Consider the following 22,560-nt stretch of genomic DNA (forward strand, 5'->3'; position numbering starts at 1 on the left):
CCTTTTGTGGTCAGGCTGAATTGCCCATTAAATTGACCGTACGGGAAAGAATCTAAGTATATCGAATGGGAGCATCGTATCCATCCTGGAAAGTGTGCGCTTCGGTCGCCAATCAATACCTACAGGTGTAAAGCCGTACTCCTGGCTCCAGTGAATGCAGCGGGTGGTCAGCACAAACGGCTTATTGAGTCCCATATGCTACGCCTGAGAGCTGTCTGGCGGAAATCTTCGCCGGACTCGGGCTGGGCTGAATACGCTCTTCACCTCTGATTAATAAGCAAATAAAAGTAGCAGCCAGAGCAGAGAAACAGAGTTCATGGCCAAAAAATAGGCTACATAGCTTATGGGTGTCTGTGATGTTGATCTGTCAGCAATAACAATAATTACTACTGAAATAATAAGGTTGACGATGGATATAATAATAAATAAAAAGACCGTTATAAGGGCTGCGGAAAAGGCTGCATAGGCTGGTCCACTGCTCATCATGGTTAAAAGCAGTAAGACCCAAGGGTAAATCGAAATTACGGCAGTAATTTTCTTGATGTTTTTAGTAATTGCGTTGGTTTTCTTTTTCATTGTTAACCTTTATCTTTTGGGACGGCTCTCTAATAGAATTGACTATGGCGTTCTACCCGGGTTTATTTAATGTGTTATTGAATCTATGCAAAATAAATATATGTCGTAATTTGCTGTTAAATATAAAGGTATAGCCAGAGTGGTGACATGGTATTCATTGCGCAGAAATAGATTTTTAGCTTTCTTGGTTTTAGCAATGTAAAAACGCTCATGCATCCAATAGTGATAAGCGAAAGCGCAAGGTTAATAATAGATAATACGGTGATGGGAACCAGTAGATGTAATCCATCTTCCGTAAAATTGTAGGGCACGAGGCTGTGTTTAATATGTGTAATCAATATTATTAACCATGGGTATATAGCAATGATGGAAACAACCGTCTGAGATCTATTAATAATCCAGCTATCAGATTTATGCATTATTCATCATGCTTATCAATAATGTGTTGTTTTTTTATTCTTTAGGAAGGAGCATAGCGTTGATGCAGTGATAAAGATATACCTCGGCATTAAACCAGGAATAAAGCCCGGATGCTGAATATTTGTCACTGATGCGGCGGTGATAGAACAAAATGACTATCCTGAAGGCGTGGGATATGCCTATTTGCAATCGGGTAGCCCGGATAAGGCGTAAGCCGCTATCCGGGAATCCTCCCCCGGTGGCGCTTACGCTTACCGGGGCTACCAACCGACTACCGAACCGTAGCCCGGATAAGGTGCAAGCCGCTATCCGGGGATCCTCCCCCGGTGGCGCTTACGCTTACCGGGGCTACCAACCGACTACCGAACCGTAGCCCGGATAAGGCGCAAGCCGCTATCCGGGGGATCCGTCAGCCCAGGTCTGCCATCAATACCTTCGAACGGCGCTGATAGTTGTACATCTGTTTTTTACTCTCCGGCAGCAAATCAATATCCACCGGGGTGAAGCCGCGTTCCTGGAACCAGTGAATACTACGGGTGGTCAATACAAATAGCTTGCTGAGCCCCATCTGCTTCGCCTGGGCGGCGATCCGGCTCAGCAGTACCTCGCCGCGTGACGAACTACGGTAATCCGGATGCACCGCTACGCAGGCCATTTCGCCAATTTTCTCTTCCGGGAATGGATAGAGCGCGGCGCAGGCGATGGTGGTGTTATCGCGCTGGATGATGGTGAATTTATCTATCTCCATTTCCAGCTGTTCGCGCGAGCGGCGCACCAGAATGCCTTGCTGCTCCAGCGGGCTGATAAGATCGAGGATGCCGCCGATATCGTTAATGGTTGCCCGGCGGATCTGCTCGGCGCTTTCCATGACGATCTGCGTACCGATACCGTCACGTGAGAACAGCTCCTGCAGCAGCGCGCCATCTTCCTGATAGCTAATTAAATGGCAGCGACGCACCCCGCTGCGGCAGGCTTTCACCGCCCCGCGCAGGAAGCGTACGGTACCGGAATTATAGTCTTCTTCCGCTTCCAGCTCCTCTACCCGCGCCTGCGCCTCGTTAGGGAACAGTTCGGAAACGATCTCGCCATGCTGGTCGTAGACCCCCTGCGACGAGCAGAAGCCGATCATCTTTTCAGCTTTCAGCTTTACCGCCAGCTGGGTGGCTATCTCTTCAGAAGTGAGGTTGAAGCTCTCGCCGGTGACGGATACCGCGACCGGGCCCATGAGCACGATTGCGCCGCTGTCCAGTTGGCGATGAATGGCTTCTTCGTCGATGCGGCGAATACGGCCACTGTGGCAGTAATCCACGCCATCATCGACCCCAAGAGGTTGAGCGATAATAAAATTGCCGCTCACCACGTTGATATGCGCCCCCTGCAGGGGCGTATTGCCGAGGCTCATCGACAGGCGGGCGGTAATTTCTAACTGCAGCATACCGGCGGCCTGCTTCACCAGCTCAAGGGTTTTGGCGTCGGTGACGCGGGTTTGCTTGTGGTAAACCGGCTCGTGGTGGTGTTCCGCGAGATTAGCGTCAATTTGCGGGCGCGCGCCATAAACCACTACCAGGCGAATACCGAGGCTATGCAATAAGCCAATGTCATTGACTATGCTGGAAAAGTTATCATGCTCGATGGCTTCTCCGCCCAGCATGATGACAAACGTTTTTCCCCGGTGCGCGTTTATATAGGGAACAGAATGGCGGAATCCCTCGACCAGTTCAGTGCGACGCTCCTTCACCATGACAAGCCCTCAATGCATGATTATTCGTAATAAGTGTATTTTTATTCTGTTTTGCTTCGTGGCGCAACCCCTAATTTGTCACTAATTTGCGAAAACATTGTGACAAAACCTTGGGTGTCAAAGTTTGTTTACCCTTTTATAGATGACAGGTTATGCGGCTTTGGTTAAAGTTTCCGGTCAATCTGTTCATTTTGGCTTCAAACACGTTTTTTTGCTTGGGAGTGGCATGTCGGGATACAAGTCGGGATTAAGCCGCCGTCGTTTTTTACAAGGGGCGGGCGCCATGTGGTTAATGAGTGTGAGTCCGGTCGGTTTGGCCGCCGCCGCGCAGGTTGTCGCGGTGCGTATCTGGCCGTCGTCGACCTACACCCGCGTCACGGTGGAATCCAATCATGTACTGAAATATCGGCAGTTTGCGTTAAGCAATCCTGAGCGAGTGGTGGTTGATATTGAAGGCGTTAACCTGAACTCGGTCCTGAAAGGGATGGGCGGGCAGATTCGCGACGACGACCCGTATATTAAATCCGCGCGCGTGGGCCAGTTCGACCCGCAAACCGTGCGGATGGTGTTTGAACTGAAACAAAACGTTAAGCCGCAGCTGTTTGCGCTGGCGCCGGTCGCCGGTTTTAAAGAGCGTCTGGTGATGGATCTTTATCCCTCTACGGCCACCGATGTGCAGGATCCGCTGCTGGCGCTGCTGGAAGATTACAACAAAGGCGATCTGGAACGTCAGGTACCGCCGGCAGAGAGCGGGCCGCAGCCGGGGAAAGCCGGGCGCGATCGTCCTATCGTTATCATGCTCGATCCCGGCCATGGCGGTGAAGACTCCGGCGCGATTGGTAAATACCGTACTCGTGAGAAAGACGTGGTGCTGCAGATTGCCCGTCGATTGCGCGCGCTCATTGAGCGTGAAGGCAATATGAAGGTATTTATGACCCGTAACGAAGACGTGTTTATTCCCTTGAAGGTGCGCGTCGCCAAGGCGCAGAAGCAGCGTGCCGACCTGTTCGTTTCGATTCACGCCGACGCCTTTACCAGCCGTCAGCCGAGCGGCTCTTCGGTGTTCGCGCTCTCGACCAAGGGCGCTACCAGTACCGCCGCAAAATACCTCGCGCAAACGCAGAACGCCTCGGACTTAATCGGCGGGGTGAGCAAGAGCGGCGATCGTTACGTTGACCACACCATGTTCGATATGGTGCAGTCCCTGACCATCGCCGACAGCCTGAAATTTGGTAAAGCGGTGCTGCAAAAAATGGGCAATATTAATAAGCTGCATAAAAATCAGGTGGAGCAGGCGGGCTTTGCGGTACTGAAAGCGCCGGATATTCCTTCGATTCTGGTCGAAACGGCCTTTATCAGTAACGTTGAAGAAGAGCGTAAACTGAAGACCGCGAAATTCCAGCAGGAAGTGGCGGAGTCGATTCTGGCGGGGATCAAAGCCTACTTTGCCGATGGGGCGACGTTGGCCAGACGCGGATAAAAAAATAGCGCCTTCGGGCGCTTTTTTTGTAGCGGTATCTACGGACGACAGAAACAAAAAAACACCCTTGAGGGTGTTCATTGTGTTGGTTGCGGGGGCCGGATTTGAACCGACGACCTTCGGGTTATGAGCCCGACGAGCTACCAGGCTGCTCCACCCCGCGTCCGTGTTTACTCTTCCATCGAGTAAATTTGCTTCTGATTGTAATTGGTTGCGGGGGCCGGATTTGAACCGACGACCTTCGGGTTATGAGCCCGACGAGCTACCAGGCTGCTCCACCCCGCGTCCGCGTCTACTCTTCCATCAAGTAGATTTACTTCAGATTTTAATTGGTTGCGGGGGCCGGATTTGAACCGACGACCTTCGGGTTATGAGCCCGACGAGCTACCAGGCTGCTCCACCCCGCGTCCGTGGAAGCGCACTATACTCCGCTAGCGTTCTGATGCAACCTTTTTTCGTAGAAATCGTCAATTTTGTAAAAAATGGCGACTAAGTAGACAGTGATGGGCGGATTTTTACACAATTTGGGCTGCAGCTCGCTTTCGCGCATTTCATTAGCCGCATGGGTTTGTTATCTTCATCACGCACTAAGGCTTAGCAGCAATAAAGAAGAGATACCATGAAAGGACGTTGGGCAAAATATGTAGCGACAGGGGCGATGTTGGCGATGCTCGCCGCCTGTTCCTCGAAACCGACCGATCGCGGTCAGCAATATAGTGATGGCAAGTTTACCCAGCCGTTTTCATTGGTAAACCAACCTGATGCGGTAGGCGCGCCGATTAACGCCGGCGACTTCTCCCAGCAGGTTGGTCAGATTCGTAGCGCCTCTCCGCGTCTCTATAACAGCCAGAGCAGCGTTTATAACGCGATTCAGGAGTGGCTGCGTTCCGGCGGCGATACCCGCACGTTACGCCAGTTTGGTATTGATGCCTGGCAGATGCAGGGTGCCGATAACTACGGCAACGTGCAGTTTACCGGCTACTACACCCCGGTCGTACAGGCCCGCCACACTCGCCAGGGCGAGTTCCAGTATCCCATTTACCGTATGCCGCCGAAAAACGGCAAGCTGCCTTCCCGCGCCAGCATCTATGCCGGAGCGCTCAGCGATAACTACGTTCTGGCGTACAGCAACTCGCTGATGGATAACTTCATCATGGACGTGCAGGGCAGCGGCTATATCGATTTCGGCGACGGTTCGCCGCTTAACTTCTTCAGCTACGCCGGGAAAAACGGCTGGCCTTACCGTAGTATCGGTAAAGTGCTTATCGACCGCGGCGAAGTGAAGCGGGAAGATATGTCGATGCAGGCGATCCGGGAATGGGGCGAAAAGCATAGCGAAGCGGAAGTCCGCGAGCTGCTGGAACAGAACCCATCTTTCGTCTTCTTTAAACCGCAGTCCTACGCGCCGGTGAAAGGGGCCAGCGCGGTACCGTTGATTGGCCGCGCGTCGGTCGCCTCTGACCGTTCGATTATTCCGCCGGGAACCACCTTGCTGGCCGAGGTGCCTCTGCTGGATAATAACGGTAAGTTTAACGGTCAGTACGAGCTACGCCTGATGGTGGCGCTGGATGTCGGCGGGGCGATTAAAGGCCAGCACTTCGATATCTACCAGGGCATTGGCCCGGATGCCGGTCATCGCGCCGGCTGGTATAACCACTATGGCCGCGTGTGGGTGCTGAAAAACGCGCCAGGCGCCGGTAGCGTCTTTAGCGGTTAACGTTTAAACGTCCGTATGTTTCTAACCCGGATCCGCGTAACGCGCCGGATCCGGGGTCTCTACTTTATTCTGAGGTTTTATGTCTGTAGTAATCAGCGATGCCTGGCGCCAGCGGTTTGGCGGCACGGCGCGTTTATATGGCGAAAAGGCGCTGCAGTGTTTTGCCGAGGCGCATGTCTGCGTGGTCGGCATCGGCGGCGTCGGTTCATGGGCGGCGGAAGCGCTGGCGCGAACCGGGATTGGCGCGATTACGCTGATTGATATGGATGATGTTTGCGTCACCAATACCAATCGCCAAATCCACGCCCTTGGCGGTAACGTTGGGCTGGCGAAAGCGGAAGTGATGGCCGAGCGTATACGTCTGATTAACCCGGAGTGCCGGGTTACGGTGATCGATGATTTCATCACGCCGGAGAACGTGACGGAATACCTGGGAGCGGGCTTTAGCTATGTTATCGACGCTATCGATAGCGTCAGGCCAAAAGCGGCGCTGATCGCCTGGTGCCGTCGTTATAAAGTGCCGTTGGTGACGACCGGCGGAGCCGGCGGTCAAATCGATCCGACGCAGATCCAGGTGGCCGATTTGGCGAAAACTATTCAGGATCCGCTGGCGGCAAAACTGCGTGAGCGGCTGAAAAGCCAGTTCGGCGTAGTGAAGAATAGTAAAGGAAAGCTGGGCATCGATTGCGTCTTCTCGACCGAAGCGTTGGTCTACCCGCAGGCGGATGGCAGCGTCTGCGCAATGAAAAGCACGGCGGAAGGGCCGAAGCGGATGGATTGCGCCTCCGGTTTTGGCGCGGCGACGATGGTGACGGCGACTTTTGGTTTTGTCGCCGTATCCCATGCGTTGAAGAAGATGTTGGCGAAAGCGCAGCGTCAGGGGGGATAGCCTGAGGGACTTTTTCCGGACGGCGCAGAAACGTAGCCCGGCTCAGCGTAGCGCAAGCCGGGAAGACGGCGTTTGAATTAGCCCTCGCGGGCGGCGGAGAGCACCGCGTCGCTTAGCGCCTGCAGCCCCTGGGTGCGCGAGGCGCTAAGCTGCCCGCGCAAACCCAGCTCATCGAATAGCGCCAACGGATCTTTCGCTAAAATCTCAGCGGCGCTTTTTCCTTCGCAGGCGGCTAACAGCACCGCCAGCAGGCCGCGCACAATACGCCCTTCGCTATCGCCAAAGAAGTGCATCTTGCCCTCGGCATCAACCTGATACCCGAGCCAGACGCGGTTTTCGCAGCCGGCGATCTCTTTCGCCTGCGTCCGCTGGGCGTCCGTTAATGGCGGCAGTTTCTTACCCACTAAAATCAACTGGCGGTACTTATCTTCCCACTGGGTCAGCGGGGCGAAGGTCTGGCGCAGCGTCGCTTCGCTGAGCGCGGCGCTTAAAGGTTGCGAGGTCATCATTAATCCACCAGTATTTCCAGCGCGCGGTCGATAGCGTGCACCAGCGCATAAACATCATCTTGCGTATTGTACGGCGCGAATGAGGCGCGCAGCGTACCGCTGACGCCTAATGCCGCCAGCAGTGGTTGCGCGCAATGCTGCCCGGCGCGCAGCGCAATGCCGGACTCCGCCAGCAGCGTAACCATATCGCTATGGTGTACACCCTTGAAATCAAAGGCCAGCAGGCTCGAATCCTGACAGCGGAACGAACGAAAACCGGGCCGCTTTGCCAGCTCGTCTTCCGCAAGTGTCGCCAGGCTACGGCTCCAGTTTTCCGCCTGTGCAAGATCGATTTCCTGCAGCCATTCCAGCGCGGCGCTGAGGCCGATAACGCCGGCGACGTTGGGCGTCCCGGCTTCAAGCCGCCAGGGGGCGGGCTGGGTTTTAAAACCATCGAATGAGACTTCAGTAATCATTTTGCCGCCGCCGAGCCATGGCGACATTTCCGCCAGCAGGTCGCTTTTGCCATACAGCGCGCCAATACCCGTTGGGCCATACAGCTTGTGGGCGGAGAAGGCATAAAAATCGATATCCAGCGCCTGCACGTCGGCCGGGAAGTGCACCGCGCCCTGCGCGCCGTCAACCATCACTATCATTCCCGCCTGATGGGCGAGAGCAATGGCACGCTGCAGGTCGGGGCAGCCGCCGGTGACGTTAGACATCTGGCCAATCGCCAGTACCCGGCTGCGTGAAGAGATAAGCGAAGGGAGTTGCGCGATATCCGGCAGACGATCGGCGCCCAGCGGCAGCTTGACCACCCGCGCGCCGGTTTGTTCGGCAACCATCAGCCACGGTACCAGATTGGCGTGGTGTTCGGCTTCGCTGACGATTATTTCATCGCCAGGATGCAGGCGCGGGCGCACGTAGCTCTGCGCGACCATATTGATAGCTTCGGTGGTGCCGCGGGTCCAGACGATATCTTTGCCGGAAGGGGCGTTAAGCCAGCCTGCGACGCGTTCGCGCGCCGCCTCGTAGCGCTCGGTAAGACGCTGGGCGGCGGCAAACTGGCTGCGGTGGACGTTGCCGGCGCTCAGGCGATAAAACTGGTCGCTGGCATCGATTACGGCCAGCGGTTTTAGCGCCGTCGCCGCGCTGTCCAGATAGACGCCGGCATCCGCCAGGGCTGGAAACTGGACGCGGAAGTGGGCGGGATTGAATGCGTTCATGGAATTCCTCATATCGATATCACGATCGTCGCGCAAATTCCCCATTAGGGCAAGGCTGGTGATAGCGAGGAGGCGGGGAGAACGGTGATTTTTCGGAAAAAAAAAGCACCGCGCATTGCGGTGCTACATTAAATCACTATGGACAGACAGGGTAAATGTACAGGAAGTGAAAAGGTAGCCTTGCTACCATGGTCTGCAAACCCAGACCAATTGCAAACACAACAACACAACATCACAACCGTAAGCCAAAAGCTTGTTGGAACACGCATTCCAAAAAAAGCTTTTCGTTCCGGCTCAGGAAGTGCCGCCACTATAGGTATTTGCTGGTAGAACCTCAACGGACAATTTATAATGGCTCAGATAAAAAAAACTAATAGGTTAACTGTTGTTTCCTATTTGTTAAAACTCGTTAACATCTCAGTCAGAATAACCATGTCGAAGCGATTACCACCTCTGAATGCATTACGTGTTTTTGATGCAGCCGCACGTCATCTGAGCTTCACTCGCGCAGCCGATGAGCTTTTTGTGACGCAGGCCGCAGTAAGTCACCAAATCAAGTCACTAGAGGACTTTCTGGGCCTGAAGCTGTTTCGTCGACGCAATCGCTCGCTGCTGTTAACGGAAGAGGGGCAAAGCTATTTTCAGGATATTAAAGAGATTTTTTCGCAGCTCACCGAAGCGACGCGTAAACTGCAGGCGCGCAGCGCGAAAGGGGCGCTAACTGTTAGTTTATTGCCCAGTTTCGCCATTCAGTGGCTGGTGCCGCGACTCTCAAGCTTTAACTCAGCTTATCCGGGGATCGACGTGCGGATCCAGGCGGTGGACCGTCAGGAAGATAAACTGGCCGACGACGTCGACGTGGCGATTTTCTATGGCCGCGGCAATTGGCCGGGGTTGCGTGTTGAAAAACTGTACGCCGAATATTTACTGCCGGTTTGTTCGCCATTGCTGTTAACCGGCGACAAAGCGTTGAAAACGCCTGCCGATCTGGCGCAACATACGCTGTTACATGATGCCTCTCGCCGCGACTGGCAAACTTATATCCGGCAACTGGGTCTAAATCATATCAATGTGCAACAGGGACCGATATTCAGCCACAGCGCGATGGTGCTGCAGGCGGCAATCCATGGACAAGGCGTCGCACTGGCCAATAACGTTATGGCCCAGTCCGAAATTGAAGCAGGCCGTTTGGTCTGCCCGTTTAATGATGTTCTGGTCAGTAAGAACGCGTTTTACCTTGTTTGTCATGACAGTCAGGCTGAACTGGGTAAAATAGCCGCTTTCCGCCAGTGGATTTTAGCGAAGGCGGCGAGCGAACAAGAAAAATTCCGCTTTCGTTACGAACAATAACGGCCTGATGACCAGGCGTTAACTGACTTTGTAGGGTATCAACATGACCAGCCGTTTTATGCTGATTTTTGCCGCCATCAGCGGCTTTATCTTTGTGGCTCTGGGCGCCTTTGGCGCACACGTATTAAGTAAATCGCTGGGTGCGGCCGAAATGGCCTGGATCCACACCGGCCTTGAGTATCAGGCGTTTCATACGCTGGCGATTTTAGGCCTGTCTGTCGCCATGCAGCGGCGGATAAGCATCTGGTTTTACTGGAGCAGCGTGTTTTTGGCGCTGGGAACCGTGTTGTTCAGCGGCAGCTTATATTGTCTGGCGCTGTCGCATTTACGCCTGTGGGCGTTCGTTACCCCGGTAGGCGGCGTCTGCTTCCTTGCCGGTTGGGTATTAATGTTAATTGGTGCAATTCGTCTGAAACGTAAGGGCGTTGTTCATGAATAAGGTTGTCCTCTATTGTCGCCCCGGGTTTGAGAAAGAGTGCGCAGCAGAAATTACCGATAAGGCAGCCCGCCTTGAGGTATTTGGTTTTGCCCGGGTCAAAGACGACTCCGGCTATGTGATTTTTGAGTGCTATCAACAGGGCGACGGCGAGAAGCTGGTGCGCGATCTGCCATTTAGCTCGCTGATTTTCGCGCGCCAGATGTTCGTCGTTGGCGAACTGCTGCGCGACCTGCCGCCGGAAGACCGCATCACGCCGATCGTCGGCATGCTGCAGGGCGTGGTGGAAAAGGGCGGCGATCTGCGCGTTGAGGTCGCGGATACCAACGAAAGCAAAGAGCTGATGAAGTTCTGCCGCAAGTTCACGGTGCCGCTGCGCGCGGCGCTGCGTGAAGCTGGCGTGCTGACCAACTATGAAACGCCTAAGCGTCCGGTGGTGCACGTGTTCTTTATCGCACCTGGCTGTTGCTATACCGGCTACTCCTTTAGCAATAACAACTCGCCGTTTTATATGGGGATCCCGCGCCTGAAGTTCCCTTCCGATGCGCCGAGCCGTTCAACACTGAAGCTGGAAGAGGCATTTCACGTCTTCATTCCGGCGGATGAGTGGGACGAGCGTCTGGCGAATGGCATGTACGCGGTGGATCTCGGCGCCTGCCCGGGCGGCTGGACCTATCAGTTGGTGAAGCGCAACATGTGGGTCTCTTCGGTCGATAACGGCCCGATGGCGCAGAGCCTGATGGATACCGGACAGGTGACCTGGCTGCGTGAAGATGGCTTCCGCTATCGTCCGAACCGCAACAACATCTCGTGGATGGTGTGCGACATGGTTGAGAAACCGGCGAAAGTGGCGGCGTTAATGGCCCAGTGGCTGGTGAACGGCTGGTGCCGTGAGACCATTTTTAACCTCAAGCTGCCGATGAAAAAGCGCTATGAAGAGGTGTCGCAAAACCTGGCCTATATCCAGGCGCAGCTTGATGAGCACGGTATTAACGCGCAGATTCAGGCCCGTCAGCTGTATCACGATCGTGAAGAAGTGACCGTTCATGTGCGTCGCCTGTGGGCGGCGGTCGGCGGCCGCCGCGACGAGCGCTAATCAGCGCTCAGCAGCCCCGGTCACGCATCAGCACGGCCGGGGATCACGCGGATGGCAACCGCAGCTGCTGCAGGTTGCCATCGAGCTGTAAGTCCGTTTGCAGGCGGGCGATTTCCCGGCAGGTAAACGCCATCTCTTTATGCTCTTCAAGCTTCTTACGCCACTTCTCCGGCACATCCGCAAGCCGCGCGTAGATGCCTTCTAAATTCTGATAATCCGTTAACAGCTGCGCCGCGCTTTTCGGCCCAATCCCGGCAACGCCCGGTACTTTCGAACTGCTAATCCCCGCCAGACCCCAGTAGTCCGGGAGCTGTTCCGGCGTCACGCCGAATTCATTGGCGATAAACGGCGCATCCAGCCAGCGTTTCTGGAAATAATCGCGGATGCGAATGGTCGGCGACAGCAGCTGACAGTAGCCTTTATCGGTCGAGACAATGGTAGCCTGATGCCCGGCCTGGGCAACTTTAACGGCGAGCGTGGCCGCCAGATCGTCCGCTTCGCTGCCGGGCAGCGCCCAGCAGCGTATTCCGCGCTGTTCAAAAGCCGCCCGCAGCGCCGGCATTTCCGCTTCCAGCGTTTCCGGCATCGGCGCGCGCCCGGCTTTATATTCCGGCAGCCGCTGGTGGCGCCAGCCGTGAGCGCGGTCTTCATCGTCGAACACCGCCACGGCATGCGTCGGCAGGCTGTGGACGATAAGCTGTTCGAGGGCGTGCAGGCAGGTATCCGCGCAGGGGGAACCCTGCACCGCATGAATACGGCGGATCAGGTTGAGCGCGTCGACAATTAACAGATGAACAGCCACAAGATATCTCCCTTTGTTCTCAGGCTATAAGGGTAACATCGGTGACAATACGAGGCTATTGGTAGAGCGAAGTTCGGGAAGCAGGCTCGCAGAATGAGCCAGGGCTGGAGGAGAGTTGGCCCGACATGCCGAAGCGTGCCGGGCCAGAGGCGTTAATCGCAGGCGACGATTTTCATCGCCAGGCCGCCGCGAGAGGTTTCGCGGTACTTGGCGTTCATATCTTTGCCCGTTTCATACATGGTCTCGATAACCTTATCGAGGCACACGCGCGGTTCGCTGGTACGGCGCAGGGCCATACGCGCGGCGTTAACCGCTTTGACCGCCGCGATAGCGTTACGCTCGATGCACGGTACCTGCACCTGGCCGGCAACCGGGTCGCAGGTCAGGCCGAGGTTATGTTCCATACCGATTTCCGCGGCGATGCACACCTGGGCCGGGCTAGCGCCCAGCAGCTCCGCCAGACCGGCCGCCGCCATCGAGCAGGCCACGCCGACTTCGCCCTGGCAGCCAACTTCGGCGCCGGAGATAGAGGCGTTCATCTTATACAGCGAACCAATGGCGCTGGCGACCAGCATATAGCGGGCCAGAGAGTTAGCGTTCACCTTGCGGATAAACTTGTCGTAGTAGGCCAGTACCGCCGGAACGATACCGCAGGCGCCGTTAGTTGGCGCGGTGACGACACGCCCGCCGGCGGCGTTCTCTTCGTTTACCGCCAGCGCGAACATGTTGATCCAGTCCACTACCGCCATTGGGTCGCTGTTGGTATTGTCCTGGCTCACCAGCATACGGCGCAGGGCGGCGGCGCGGCGCGGAACGCGCAGTTTGCCCGGGAGCACGCCTTCAGTGGTGATACCGCGCTCAATACCGGCGCTCATCACTTCCCACACCGCGGCGAAGTGCTGTTCCAGCTCTTCTTTGCTGTGCAGCGCCAGCTCGTTCTGCATCATCAGCCCGGAGAGCGACAGGCCGGTTTCATTGCAGTGTTTCTGCAGATCGGCGGCATTTTTGTACGGATAAGGTACAGCAACCGGCGCTTCGGTGGTCAGGCCGAAGTGCTCTTCATCGACGATAAAGCCGCCGCCGATGGAGTAGTAGGTCTGGCTGTAGAGCACCTTGTCGCCGCCCAGCGCGGTAATGCGCATGCCGTTCTCATGCAGAGACAGGTTGTCGGCATGGAAATTCATGCACTGGTCGACAGGGAACTCGACTTCGTGCTGGCCGTTCGCCAGCAGCAGGCGGCCGTGGGTATTAACGTCCTGGATAAAGCCCGGGATCGCGTCGATGTCGACGGTATCCGGCAGATTGCCGGCCAGCCCCATGATAATGGCGATATCGGTATGGTGGCCTTTACCGGTCAGGGAGAGAGAGCCGTATACGTCAACGACGACTTTGCTGACGTCAGCCAGCAGGCCGCGCGCAATCAGGTCGTCAGTGAATTGTTTGCCCGCTTTCATCGGTCCAACGGTATGGGAGCTGGATGGGCCAATGCCGATTTTGAAAATATCGAATACGCTGATCATGATGTATTCCAGTACTGTCGGAAAGCGCGCCGCCGTTAAGCGGCGCGAGGGGAGGTCTTAAAAGAATTAGCTGAACAGAGAGTAGAAAATCGCGGAGATGGCAATCAGGCCCATAATCACAACGAAGACGTTGCTGATGTGGCCGCTGTATTTGCGCATGGCCGGAACTTTCTGGATTGCGTACATCGGCATCAGGAACAGGATCATCGCGATAATCGGACCGCCCAGGGTCTCAATCATGCCGAGGATGCTCGGGTTCAGCGTGGCCACAATCCAGGTGGTGACCAGCATAAACAGCGCGGTCAGCTTGTTCAGTTTGTTGATTTCGATGGTTTTGCCTTTGCCGCGCAGAGACTTAATCACCATGCCGTTGAAACCTTCACGAGCGCCCAGATAGTGGCCGAGGAAGGATTTGGTGATAGCGATCATCGCGATGATCGGCGCCATCCAGGCGATAACCGGTGCGTTAAAGTGGTTCGCCAGGTAAGACAGAATCGAGATGTTCTGCTCTTTCGCCGCCGCCAGGTCTGCCGGAGACAGGCTCAGTACGCAGCTGAAGACGAAGAACATAACGGTCAGCACCATCATGATGTGAGCGCGCGCCAGGATGCTGGAGCATTTCTTCTCTGCGCCTTCGCCGTATTCTTCACGCTTCGCTACCGCGAAGGAGGAGATGATCGGCGAGTGGTTAAAGGAGAAGACCATTACCGGGATCGCCAGCCACAGGGTCATCAGCAGACCGTTACCGGTTGTTGACGCGCTGCTCAGCGACAGGGTTTCCAGCGCCGCGCCGTTCCATTGCGGGATCAGGTACAGAGCCAGGATCATCAGCGCGATAACGAACGGGAATACCAGGATGCTCATTGCCTTAACGATCATCTGCTCGCCGAAACGAACGATGGTCATCATGCCGACAATCAGGATCAGCGACAGAATGGCGCGCGGCGGCGGCGTCATGTGCAGCTGGTGCGCCATGAAGCTTTCGACGGTGTTGGTGATCGCCACGCTATAAACCAGCAGGATCGGGTAGATTGCGAAGAAGTAGAGCAGAGTAATCAGTTTACCTGCGCCCACGCCAAAGTGTTCTTCAACGACTTCAGTGATGTCTTCGCCCGGGTTTTTACCGGAAAGCACGAAGCGGGTCATACCGCGGTGTGCGAAGAAGGTCATCGGGAAGGCCAGAATCGCCATGATAATCAGTGGGATCATACCGCCGACGCCGGCGTTGATTGGCAGGAACAAAACGCCCGCGCCGATCGCCGTGCCGTACAGGCCCAGCATCCACATGGTATCCGTTTTGCGCCATCCGCTGCGGGTTTCACCCGAAACGATAGTGCTGGTTTGTGTGGTTTCCATCTGTATCTCCTGGAGGAATCAACAAAATCTAGTAAATAAAAACGATTAAATAATATGAAATTCGCTGCTTTACGGTTTTTTAGAAATTTTCTCCGTAACAATTGGGCGGCAAGATACATTTATATGGAAAATACATCAGTGATCGGGATCCCAAATGCAATAATCCACTTTAAATCTGAACGTTTTTAGCCCAACAGTCTGTTTATGGTGATCAGCCAGATAAATGTGGCGCGAAGGCTATCATTTGCAGCACATGAGATAAAAGCTCTGTTACCAAATAACGAGGTTTTTGCTGCAAAAAAGTGATATAAACGACGTTTTTTCGCCATAATGTTATTTTTATGGTGAATTTTATTGCTCTTTTTGGAAACGCAAACGATTGGCTATGTGGAAACTCTACGAATCATTAATTAGAAAAATTAATTAACTGGAAATTACGGGCGGGAGTGCCCGGGCAGGGGATCGACCGCCGCCCGGGAGAGGTATTACATTATCAGGAGCAGATTTCGTAGCACGGAATGTAGGCGCTGCCGCCCGGAAGCTTCATGCGGTGCTGGGCAACGAAGCCCTGCAGCAGATCGTCCATGCGGCGCATCATTTCCGGATCGCCATGCAGCTTGTAAGGGCCATATTTCTCGATAGCCTGAATACCGATTTCTTTCACGTTGCCGGCGACAATACCGGAGAAGGCGCGGCGCAGGTCGGCGGCCAGTACTTCCACCGGTTGGTCCGGATAAAGTTTGAGATTGGCCATATTGTCGTGCGTTGGCTCAAACGGCATCTGCAGGTCCGGCGAGATACGAATCGACCAGTTGAAGCTATAGGCGTCGTCGGTTTCGCGGCGGCTCTCTTTGACCAATGGCATCGCTTTTTTCATCTGGCGCGCCACTTCAGCGGCATCGTCGATAATAATGCGGTAGTGGCGGCGAGCCGATTCGCCGAGGGTATGAACGATGAACTCGTCCAGCACGCGGAAGTAGTCGGCGCTCTCTTTCGGCCCGGTGAGGATAAGCGGCAGCACCTGCGACTTGTTATCCGGATGCATCAGGATGCCCAGCAGATAAAGCAGCTCTTCCGCAGTACCCACGCCGCCCGGGAAGATGATAATACCGTGGGCGATGCGTACGAACGCTTCGAGACGCTTTTCGATATCCGGCATGATGATCAGTTCGTTGACCAGCGGGTTTGGCGGCTCAGCGGCGATAATGGAAGGTTCGGTCATGCCGATAAAGCGGCTGTCTTTATAGCGCTGCTGGGCGTGGCCGACGGCGGCGCCTTTCATTGGCGCTTCCATGGCGCCTGGCCCGCAGCCGGTGCAGATATTCAGTTCGCGCAGGCCAAGCTGGGTTCCGACGCGGCGCGCGTACAGGTACTCATTTTCATTAATAGAGTGGCCGCCCCAGCAGACAATCATATTCGGCGCTTCGCCGACGTGAAGCGCGCGGGCGTTACGCAGAATCGAGAACACCAGGTTGGTGATGTGAATTGAGCTTTCGAGATCGAGGTTCGGGAAGCGGACGGTGTTGTGGATCTGCCCGTAGACGAACAGGATATCGCGCAGCACGGCAAACAGGTTGGCCTGCAGGGAACGGATAATACGGCCATCGACGAAAGCGTCTTCCGGCGGGTTGATCAGTTCCAGCTTCACGCCGCGTTCGCGGCGCAGCACGTTAATATCGAAGTTTTCAAAACGAGACAGTAGCTCCTTGCTGTTATCGGTCAGGCTCCCCGAGTTGAGCACAGCAAGCGAGCAGTTGCGAAAGAGTTGATACAGGTCACTACTGGCGGTGCGTTTAAGCATATCCACTTCCAGCTGTGACAGCATATCCATTGAACCAAGCGGGCTAACGTGTGTAATCAAGTGAACTCCTTACAGGACGATTATCGTCTTCCTGTGATTACAATAGCCCTGGCCGTAGTCTTTCCACAACCTTGCGTACGCGTTAACGCACGCAAAGTGTGAAAAATTTCGCTTATTGCCGCGCCAGACGGCCGGTTGCCGGCACGAATTCACCGTTGCTGCGCCACGGATTGATATCCAGGCCGCCGCGGCGGGTGTAGCGAGCGTACACAGAAAGCGATTCCGGCCGGCAGAAACGCAGCACATCATTAAAGATGCGTTCGACACACTGTTCGTGGAACTCATTGTGATGGCGGAACGACACCAGATAGCGCAGCAGTTTTTCGCGATCGATTTTCGGCCCGCGATACTGAATCTGTACCGAGCCCCAGTCCGGCTGGTGGGTGATCAGACAATTTGATTTCAGCAGATGGCTGACCAGCGTCTCTTCGACGACTTTGCCGCTGGCAGCGTCCTGCAGGTAGTCGGCGTTGAACTGATAGTTATCAATCTCGATATCCTGATCGTCGATGCAGGCGCCGTGCAGATGAGCGATCGGTTGCCCTTCCAGCTCATCCAGGCGGTACAGCGAAACCTTGACCTCGCCCTGGGCGCAGGCGCTGAGATCGCGGGTCAGCGTGGCCTGGACTTCCTGCCAGTCGGCGAAGCGGGTCTGGTTGAAGCTGTTCAGGTACAGTTTGAAGCTTTTCGATTCCACCAGATTGACGGTGGTATCGCTCAGCTCCACGTAGCCGACGGCGACCTGCGGCAGGCCTTTGCCATTCAGCCACGACAGCTCGTACAGCGTCCAGATATCGGCGCCGTGGAACGGCAGATTATCGGCATGCAGGCCAAGCGGGTCGCGGTTCAGGCTGCGCGGCACGCCCTGCAGCAACGAAGCGTCATAGGTATCACGGTAATCCGTTGATTTACCGAGCGTCAGGCCGGCCAGCGCCTGATGATTATCGTAAGAAGACATGTTTCACCATAGTAAAGCGGGTACACTATATGCCAAGTGTATCCTGTCTAACGTGAAGAGAGAAACCGGTGGATCATCAGACCATAGAAGCGCTGCAATCATTTACCCAACGTTACTGCGATGCGTGGCAGCAGCGTTATGCCAGCCTGCCGCGTAGCGAAGACCTTTATGGCATCCCATCTCCCTGTATCAGCGCCAGTGAAAACGATGCCGTTTTCTGGCAGCCGCAGCCGTTTACGTTAGCACGCCATCTCGATGGAGTTGAACGAGCGCTGGAGATTGTGGTACAACAGCCAATTCATAGTTATTATACCACTCAGTTCGCTGGCGATATGCACGCCCGCTTTGCGGCGCAGGACCTTACTTTATTGCAGGCCTGGAGCCCGGATGACTTCCAGCGAGTGCAGGAAAACCTTATTGGTCACCTGGTGGTGCAAAAACGCCTCAAGCTATCGCCGACGCTGTTTATCGCCACGCTGGATAGCGAACTGGAGGTTATTTCGGTCTGCAATCTGAGCGGCGAAGTCATTAAAGAGACGCTCGGAACCCGAAAAAGAGAGACCCTTTCTCACTCACTTGCGAGTTTCCTGAATCAGCTTGAGCCCCTTCTGTAATCCATTTACCCTGGTTGTTTGTGAGAGATCTCTTACAAGACCTGTAAGAGATCGTCATCATTTTCAGCAATTTTAAACGTAAGGATTACATCTAACTTATTGTTATAAAATGATTTGATAATTATATGGTCTTTTAGTCTGGCCACTAATCTTAAGAGATTGTCGTAGTAAGTCTTGTAAGAAGAGGCGGAATCAGTGATCCTATGTACGTCGACAGGGAGTCGCGAAATGAAGAGAACATCAGGATGATGGCTCTTCTGCAGGACCCGCCGGGATGGCGTTGCAAGGACAGGCTTCAGGATGAAGCAAGGATAACGCAGGATTGCGTAATGGACACCTCCAGGATGGAGAACGAGAGCCGCTCAGGATGAACGGTGGAACAGGAAGATCTGGACACACTTAGGGATAAGTTATTTCACATCGGGGTGGTGTGAAAGCAGGATGCGCTAGTTTAAGGATGAACTTGGTCAGGAGACCTCAGGAAAAGTTTTCAAGGACGAGCAGGGAGCACCAATGTAGCTGGAATGCTGCAAAACGAACCGGGAGCACTGTTTATACAGTGCTCCCTTTTTTTATTTCTCTCGCGGATTTGCTATCCTGCGCCCGGTTTACAATTCATCGAGGTTTCCCCATGACCCTTCACGCTAGCGTGCGCGATCGCCTGCACGCCATTGAAGCGCTGCTGCGCGAAACAAACCACTGGCAGGAACAGGCGCCGGATAGCAGCGCTTTCGCCAGCGAACAGCCGTTTTGCCTGGACACGCTCGAACCGCTGGAATGGCTGCAGTGGGTGCTGATCCCGCGTCTGCATCAACTGATCGCCAGCGGTATGCCGCTGCCGCAGAACTTTGCCGTCGCGCCTTATTACGAGATGGCGCTGGATAAAGCTCATCCGGCGCGCGAAGCTATCGTAGCCGAGCTACTGCTGCTGGATGCGTTATTCGCGGACGACGACGCCTGATGCTGGAGATCATTTATCAGGACGAGTGGCTGGTGGCGGTGAATAAGCCTTCCGGCTGGCTGGTGCACCGCAGCTGGCTGGACCGCGATGAGAAAGTGGTGGTGATGCAGACCGTGCGCGATCAAATCGGCCAGCACGTCTTCACCGCTCATCGTCTGGACCGGCCGACTTCCGGCGTGCTGCTGATGGGATTATCGAGCGAGGCGGGCAGGCTGCTGGCGCAGCAGTTTGAGCAACACCAGATGCAAAAACGTTATCACGCGATCGTTCGCGGCTGGCTGACTGAAGAGGATGTGCTGGATTACCCGCTGGTGGAAGAGCTGGACAAAATCGCCGATAAGTTCGCTCGTGAGGATAAAGGCCCGCAGCCGGCGGTGACCCACTATCGCGGCCTGGCGACGGTAGAAATGCCGGTCGCCACCGGCCGTTACCCGACCACTCGCTACGGGTTGGTGGAGCTGGAGCCGAAAACCGGGCGTAAACATCAGCTGCGTCGTCATTTGGCCCATCTGCGCCATCCGATCCTCGGTGACAGCAAACATGGCGATCTACGGCAAAACCGCAGCGCCGCTGAACATTTCGGCTGCAATCGTCTGATGCTGCACGCCAGCCAGCTGTCATTAACGCATCCCTTTACCGGCGAGCCGCTAACGATTCGCGCGGGTCTGGATGACGTCTGGATGCGCGCGCTGTCGCAGTTTGGCTGGCGCGGGCTTCTCCCGCTAAATGAAAGGGTTGAGTTTGCCGACGACAGCGGTCAGGATGAGAGTATCGCGGATAATCCAGGGAGATAATCACTATGGCAGAAGTCGGAATTTTTGTCGGCACAATGTACGGAAACTCGCTGTTGGTCGCCGAGGAGGCGGAAGCCATTCTGAGCGGGCTGGGGCATAAAGCGACGGTATTTGAGGACCCGGAAGTGAAAGACTGGGAATCCTATACCGGCAAGTACGTGCTGGTCGTGACGTCGACCACCGGGCAGGGCGATTTGCCGGACAGTATCGTTCCGCTGTATGAAGGCATTAAAGATATGTATCAGCCGCATCTGCGCTACGGCATTATCGCGCTTGGCGATAGCACCTACGCTAATTTCTGCGGCGGCGGTAAAACCTTTGATGCGCTGCTGCAGGAACAGGGCGCGCGACGTATCGGCGAGATGCTCACCATCGACGCCAGCGAAGACCCGGAACCGGAAAGCGTTTCCAATCCTTGGGTAGAAGCGTGGGCGAAACTGCTCGACTAATCCTATTAAGAACGCCCTCTCCCTACGTAGAGGGCGCGCTTAAGCTGCCAGTGGCCGGATAAACGGTCAGGCTTATCTTAACGTTTTCCATTCCTCCCGGCTTCGGGCATGTGCCTGATAACCACGCCATCGCTATGGCTTTTTTCTTTGCGTTTCCCCGGCGTCAAGAGAGGCGATTCACACTCTGAAGGTTATATTGCCCATCTTCCTCTAAGCAGGCGACGGTTTTCCATTTCCGTGAACTACTCCCCACAACCTTAGGCATGCGCCACAAACTAACGCAGTTCCGCCCGCTAAAGCTGTGTATATGCACGGTGAGCCCGTCGAGGCCTCTTTTTATACTTTTCCTGCCAGTGACAAAAGCAGTACGCCAGATATAACGAAAAAAAACACTAACACGTCATTCTGATTACCCTACAGGTTGTGCTGTTCAGAATGAACGTAGCTAAACGCTATGATTCAGGAGTACAACAATGAGTTCATTAAGTCAGGCTGCGAGCGCCGCTGAAAAGCGCACCAATGCTCGCTATTGGATAGTGGTGATGCTGTTTATCGTCACATCCTTTAACTATGGCGACCGCGCGACGCTGTCGATCGCCGGTTCTGAAATGGCCAGGGATATCGGCCTCGATCCTGTTGGCATGGGTTACGTTTTCTCCGCGTTTTCATGGGCCTATGTGATCGGACAGATCCCCGGTGGCTGGCTGCTTGACCGCTTTGGTTCTAAACGCGTCTATTTCTGGTCCATCTTTATCTGGTCCGTGTTTACCCTGCTGCAGGGCTTCGTGGATATCTTTAGCGGTTTTGGCATTATCATCGCGCTGTTTACCCTGCGCTTCCTCGTCGGCCTTGCCGAATCGCCCTCGTTCCCGGGCAATAGCCGTATTGTGGCCGCCTGGTTCCCGGCGCAGGAGAGAGGGACGGCGGTATCGATTTTTAACTCCGCGCAGTATTTTGCTACCGTTATTTTCGCGCCGATTATGGGGTGGTTGACCCATGAAGTGGGCTGGTCGCACGTATTCTTCTTTATGGGCGGACTGGGTATTGTCATCAGCTTCGTGTGGCTGAAAGTGATCCACGATCCGAATAACCATCCAGGCGTGAACCAGAAAGAACTGGACTACATCGCCGAAGGCGGCGCGTTGATCAACATGGATCAAAAGAGCAGTGCGCAGAAGGTGCCTTTTAGCGTAAAAATGGGCCAAATCAAGCAGCTGATTGGCTCGCGAATGATGGTCGGGATCTATATCGGTCAGTACTGCATCAACGCCTTAACCTACTTCTTTATCACCTGGTTCCCGGTTTATCTGGTGCAGGCGCGCGGCATGTCGATCCTTAAAGCGGGCTTTGTCGCCTCGATTCCGGCGGTGTGCGGCTTTGTCGGCGGGGTGTTGGGCGGGATTATTTCCGACTGGTTGATGCGCCGTACCGGCTCGCTGAATATCGCGCGCAAAACGCCGATCGTGCTGGGCATGCTGTTGTCCATGACCATGCTGATGTGTAATTACGTGAATGTGGAATGGATGATCATCGGCTTTATGGCGATGGCCTTCTTTGGTAAAGGCATCGGCGCGCTGGGCTGGGCGGTAATGGCGGACACCGCGCCGAAAGAGATTAGCGGCCTGTCCGGCGGTCTGTTCAACATGTTCGGCAATATTTCCGGCATCGTAACCCCTATCGCTATCGGCTATATCGTCGGCACCACCGGCTCTTTCAACGGCGCGCTGATTTACGTCGGTATCCATGCGCTGGTGGCGGTTCTCAGCTACCTGGTGCTGGTGGGCGATATCAAACGTATCGAACTTAAACCGGTTGCGGGGCGTTAA

General features: G+C 55.0%; 20 protein-coding genes and 3 tRNA genes. 11 read left to right on the plus strand and 12 right to left on the minus strand.

From position 1 onward, the window contains the following. Positions 1-270 precede the first annotated feature (270 nt). Positions 271-576 carry a hypothetical protein gene (locus ABLV78_RS04885; RefSeq protein ID WP_047044218.1) on the minus strand — a complete coding sequence of 102 codons (306 nt, stop codon included), beginning with the start codon at positions 574-576 and terminating at the stop codon, positions 271-273. An 829-nt stretch (positions 577-1,405) separates the two neighbouring features. Beyond that, a complete protein-coding gene (gene argA / locus ABLV78_RS04890; protein ID WP_015369939.1) occupies positions 1,406-2,737 on the minus strand; it encodes an amino-acid N-acetyltransferase in 1,332 nt (443 codons plus the stop codon). 226 nt (positions 2,738-2,963) lie between these two features. On the opposite strand from argA, the gene amiC reads away from it, so the two are divergent. Further along, positions 2,964-4,217 carry an N-acetylmuramoyl-L-alanine amidase AmiC gene (gene amiC, locus ABLV78_RS04895; protein WP_015703319.1) on the plus strand — a complete coding sequence of 418 codons (1,254 nt, stop codon included), beginning with the start codon at positions 2,964-2,966 and terminating at the stop codon, positions 4,215-4,217. A gap of 86 nt (positions 4,218-4,303) precedes the next feature. On the opposite strand, the gene ABLV78_RS04900 is transcribed toward amiC, so the two are convergent. The 3 genes from ABLV78_RS04900 to ABLV78_RS04910 all read right to left on the minus strand — a co-directional run bounded on the left by ABLV78_RS04900 (position 4,304) and on the right by ABLV78_RS04910 (position 4,624). Further along, positions 4,304-4,380 (minus strand) — tRNA-Met (locus ABLV78_RS04900). Positions 4,381-4,425: 45 nt separating this feature from the next. After that, positions 4,426-4,502 (minus strand) — tRNA-Met (locus ABLV78_RS04905). 45 nt (positions 4,503-4,547) lie between these two features. Beyond that, positions 4,548-4,624: transfer RNA gene (locus ABLV78_RS04910), tRNA-Met, on the minus strand. A gap of 212 nt (positions 4,625-4,836) precedes the next feature. On the opposite strand from ABLV78_RS04910, the gene mltA reads away from it, so the two are divergent. Together mltA and tcdA are read left to right on the plus strand one after the other, a co-directional pair. Beyond that, complete coding sequence (gene mltA, locus ABLV78_RS04915; RefSeq protein WP_045377497.1) at positions 4,837-5,934, plus strand: murein transglycosylase A; 1,098 nt, start codon at positions 4,837-4,839, stop codon at positions 5,932-5,934. A 79-nt stretch (positions 5,935-6,013) separates the two neighbouring features. Then, complete coding sequence (gene tcdA, locus ABLV78_RS04920) at positions 6,014-6,823, plus strand: tRNA cyclic N6-threonylcarbamoyladenosine(37) synthase TcdA (protein ID WP_047044220.1); 810 nt, start codon at positions 6,014-6,016, stop codon at positions 6,821-6,823. Positions 6,824-6,900: 77 nt separating this feature from the next. On the opposite strand, the gene csdE is transcribed toward tcdA, so the two are convergent. Both csdE and csdA read right to left on the minus strand, forming a co-directional pair. Further along, positions 6,901-7,332: a cysteine desulfurase sulfur acceptor subunit CsdE gene (gene csdE / locus ABLV78_RS04925; RefSeq protein ID WP_047044222.1), complete on the minus strand. Its 432-nt coding sequence runs from the start codon at positions 7,330-7,332 to the stop codon at positions 6,901-6,903. Continuing rightward, a complete protein-coding gene (gene csdA / locus ABLV78_RS04930; protein WP_047044224.1) occupies positions 7,332-8,537 on the minus strand; it encodes a cysteine desulfurase CsdA in 1,206 nt (401 codons plus the stop codon). Before csdA ends, csdE begins: the two co-directional genes overlap by 1 nt. Positions 8,538-8,969: 432 nt before the next feature. On the opposite strand from csdA, the gene gcvA reads away from it, so the two are divergent. Genes gcvA through rlmM form a run of 3 tightly spaced genes read left to right on the plus strand, consistent with a single transcriptional unit; the run spans position 8,970 to position 11,419 of the window. Continuing rightward, on the plus strand, positions 8,970-9,887 hold the full coding sequence (gene gcvA / locus ABLV78_RS04935) for a glycine cleavage system transcriptional regulator GcvA (RefSeq protein ID WP_213197754.1): 918 nt from the start codon (positions 8,970-8,972) through the stop codon (positions 9,885-9,887). Between the two features lie 43 nt (positions 9,888-9,930). Further along, positions 9,931-10,326: a DUF423 domain-containing protein gene (locus ABLV78_RS04940; RefSeq protein WP_015369946.1), complete on the plus strand. Its 396-nt coding sequence runs from the start codon at positions 9,931-9,933 to the stop codon at positions 10,324-10,326. Continuing rightward, complete coding sequence (rlmM, locus tag ABLV78_RS04945) at positions 10,319-11,419, plus strand: 23S rRNA (cytidine(2498)-2'-O)-methyltransferase RlmM (protein ID WP_015369947.1); 1,101 nt, start codon at positions 10,319-10,321, stop codon at positions 11,417-11,419. Before ABLV78_RS04940 ends, rlmM begins: the two co-directional genes overlap by 8 nt. A gap of 43 nt (positions 11,420-11,462) precedes the next feature. On the opposite strand, the gene xni is transcribed toward rlmM, so the two are convergent. The 5 genes from xni to queF all read right to left on the minus strand — a co-directional run bounded on the left by xni (position 11,463) and on the right by queF (position 17,916). After that, positions 11,463-12,221 carry a flap endonuclease Xni gene (gene xni / locus ABLV78_RS04950; RefSeq protein ID WP_047044226.1) on the minus strand — a complete coding sequence of 253 codons (759 nt, stop codon included), beginning with the start codon at positions 12,219-12,221 and terminating at the stop codon, positions 11,463-11,465. A 152-nt stretch (positions 12,222-12,373) separates the two neighbouring features. Continuing rightward, positions 12,374-13,741 (minus strand): L-serine ammonia-lyase, encoded by a 1,368-nt coding sequence (locus ABLV78_RS04955; RefSeq protein WP_015369949.1) that lies wholly within the window; start codon positions 13,739-13,741, stop codon positions 12,374-12,376. Between the two features lie 66 nt (positions 13,742-13,807). After that, complete coding sequence (locus ABLV78_RS04960) at positions 13,808-15,097, minus strand: HAAAP family serine/threonine permease (RefSeq protein WP_045377485.1); 1,290 nt, start codon at positions 15,095-15,097, stop codon at positions 13,808-13,810. Between the two features lie 493 nt (positions 15,098-15,590). After that, the gene (gene ppnN / locus ABLV78_RS04965; RefSeq protein ID WP_047044229.1) at positions 15,591-16,958 is read right to left on the minus strand and encodes a nucleotide 5'-monophosphate nucleosidase PpnN; all 1,368 of its coding nucleotides are present in this window, start codon (positions 16,956-16,958) and stop codon (positions 15,591-15,593) included. Positions 16,959-17,070: 112 nt separating this feature from the next. Continuing rightward, on the minus strand, positions 17,071-17,916 hold the full coding sequence (gene queF / locus ABLV78_RS04970) for an NADPH-dependent 7-cyano-7-deazaguanine reductase QueF (RefSeq protein ID WP_047044232.1): 846 nt from the start codon (positions 17,914-17,916) through the stop codon (positions 17,071-17,073). A gap of 68 nt (positions 17,917-17,984) precedes the next feature. Between queF and syd the strand changes: the two genes are divergently transcribed. The 5 genes from syd to ABLV78_RS04995 all read left to right on the plus strand — a co-directional run bounded on the left by syd (position 17,985) and on the right by ABLV78_RS04995 (position 22,560). Next, positions 17,985-18,530, plus strand: a complete 546-nt coding sequence (gene syd, locus ABLV78_RS04975) for a SecY-interacting protein (protein WP_047044234.1) — start codon at positions 17,985-17,987, stop codon at positions 18,528-18,530. Between the two features lie 631 nt (positions 18,531-19,161). Continuing rightward, on the plus strand, positions 19,162-19,491 hold the full coding sequence (locus ABLV78_RS04980; RefSeq protein ID WP_045397605.1) for a YqcC family protein: 330 nt from the start codon (positions 19,162-19,164) through the stop codon (positions 19,489-19,491). Further along, complete coding sequence (truC, locus tag ABLV78_RS04985; protein WP_045397602.1) at positions 19,491-20,285, plus strand: tRNA pseudouridine(65) synthase TruC; 795 nt, start codon at positions 19,491-19,493, stop codon at positions 20,283-20,285. The genes ABLV78_RS04980 and truC overlap by 1 nt, the downstream gene beginning before the upstream one ends. A gap of 5 nt (positions 20,286-20,290) precedes the next feature. Continuing rightward, positions 20,291-20,734, plus strand: a complete 444-nt coding sequence (locus ABLV78_RS04990; RefSeq protein WP_015369957.1) for a flavodoxin — start codon at positions 20,291-20,293, stop codon at positions 20,732-20,734. A gap of 473 nt (positions 20,735-21,207) precedes the next feature. Then, on the plus strand, positions 21,208-22,560 hold the full coding sequence (locus tag ABLV78_RS04995; RefSeq protein ID WP_045397599.1) for an MFS transporter: 1,353 nt from the start codon (positions 21,208-21,210) through the stop codon (positions 22,558-22,560).

Source organism: Klebsiella sp. CN_Kp075 (assembly GCF_040065055.2).
Lineage (GTDB): Bacteria > Pseudomonadota > Gammaproteobacteria > Enterobacterales > Enterobacteriaceae > Klebsiella > Klebsiella aerogenes.

Bases quoted from the DNA above. Each gene is read 5' to 3' on its own strand.
- ABLV78_RS04960 (WP_045377485.1), bottom strand. From the start codon at position 15,097: ATGGAAACCACACAAACCAGCACTATCGTTTCGGGTGAAACCCGCAGC.
- ABLV78_RS04980 (WP_045397605.1), top strand. From the start codon at position 19,162: ATGACCCTTCACGCTAGCGTGCGCGATCGCCTGCACGCCATTGAAGCG.
- truC (WP_045397602.1), top strand. From the start codon at position 19,491: ATGCTGGAGATCATTTATCAGGACGAGTGGCTGGTGGCGGTGAATAAG.
- queF (WP_047044232.1), bottom strand. From the start codon at position 17,916: ATGTCTTCTTACGATAATCATCAGGCGCTGGCCGGCCTGACGCTCGGT.
- tcdA (WP_047044220.1), top strand. From the start codon at position 6,014: ATGTCTGTAGTAATCAGCGATGCCTGGCGCCAGCGGTTTGGCGGCACG.
- mltA (WP_045377497.1), top strand. From the start codon at position 4,837: ATGAAAGGACGTTGGGCAAAATATGTAGCGACAGGGGCGATGTTGGCG.
- rlmM (WP_015369947.1), top strand. From the start codon at position 10,319: ATGAATAAGGTTGTCCTCTATTGTCGCCCCGGGTTTGAGAAAGAGTGC.
- ABLV78_RS04940 (WP_015369946.1), top strand. From the start codon at position 9,931: ATGACCAGCCGTTTTATGCTGATTTTTGCCGCCATCAGCGGCTTTATC.
- csdE (WP_047044222.1), bottom strand. From the start codon at position 7,332: ATGATGACCTCGCAACCTTTAAGCGCCGCGCTCAGCGAAGCGACGCTG.
- ABLV78_RS04955 (WP_015369949.1), bottom strand. From the start codon at position 13,741: ATGATCAGCGTATTCGATATTTTCAAAATCGGCATTGGCCCATCCAGC.
- csdA (WP_047044224.1), bottom strand. From the start codon at position 8,537: ATGAACGCATTCAATCCCGCCCACTTCCGCGTCCAGTTTCCAGCCCTG.
- ABLV78_RS04995 (WP_045397599.1), top strand. From the start codon at position 21,208: ATGAGTTCATTAAGTCAGGCTGCGAGCGCCGCTGAAAAGCGCACCAAT.
- ABLV78_RS04990 (WP_015369957.1), top strand. From the start codon at position 20,291: ATGGCAGAAGTCGGAATTTTTGTCGGCACAATGTACGGAAACTCGCTG.
- amiC (WP_015703319.1), top strand. From the start codon at position 2,964: ATGTCGGGATACAAGTCGGGATTAAGCCGCCGTCGTTTTTTACAAGGG.
- gcvA (WP_213197754.1), top strand. From the start codon at position 8,970: ATGTCGAAGCGATTACCACCTCTGAATGCATTACGTGTTTTTGATGCA.
- ABLV78_RS04885 (WP_047044218.1), bottom strand. From the start codon at position 576: ATGAAAAAGAAAACCAACGCAATTACTAAAAACATCAAGAAAATTACT.
- argA (WP_015369939.1), bottom strand. From the start codon at position 2,737: ATGGTGAAGGAGCGTCGCACTGAACTGGTCGAGGGATTCCGCCATTCT.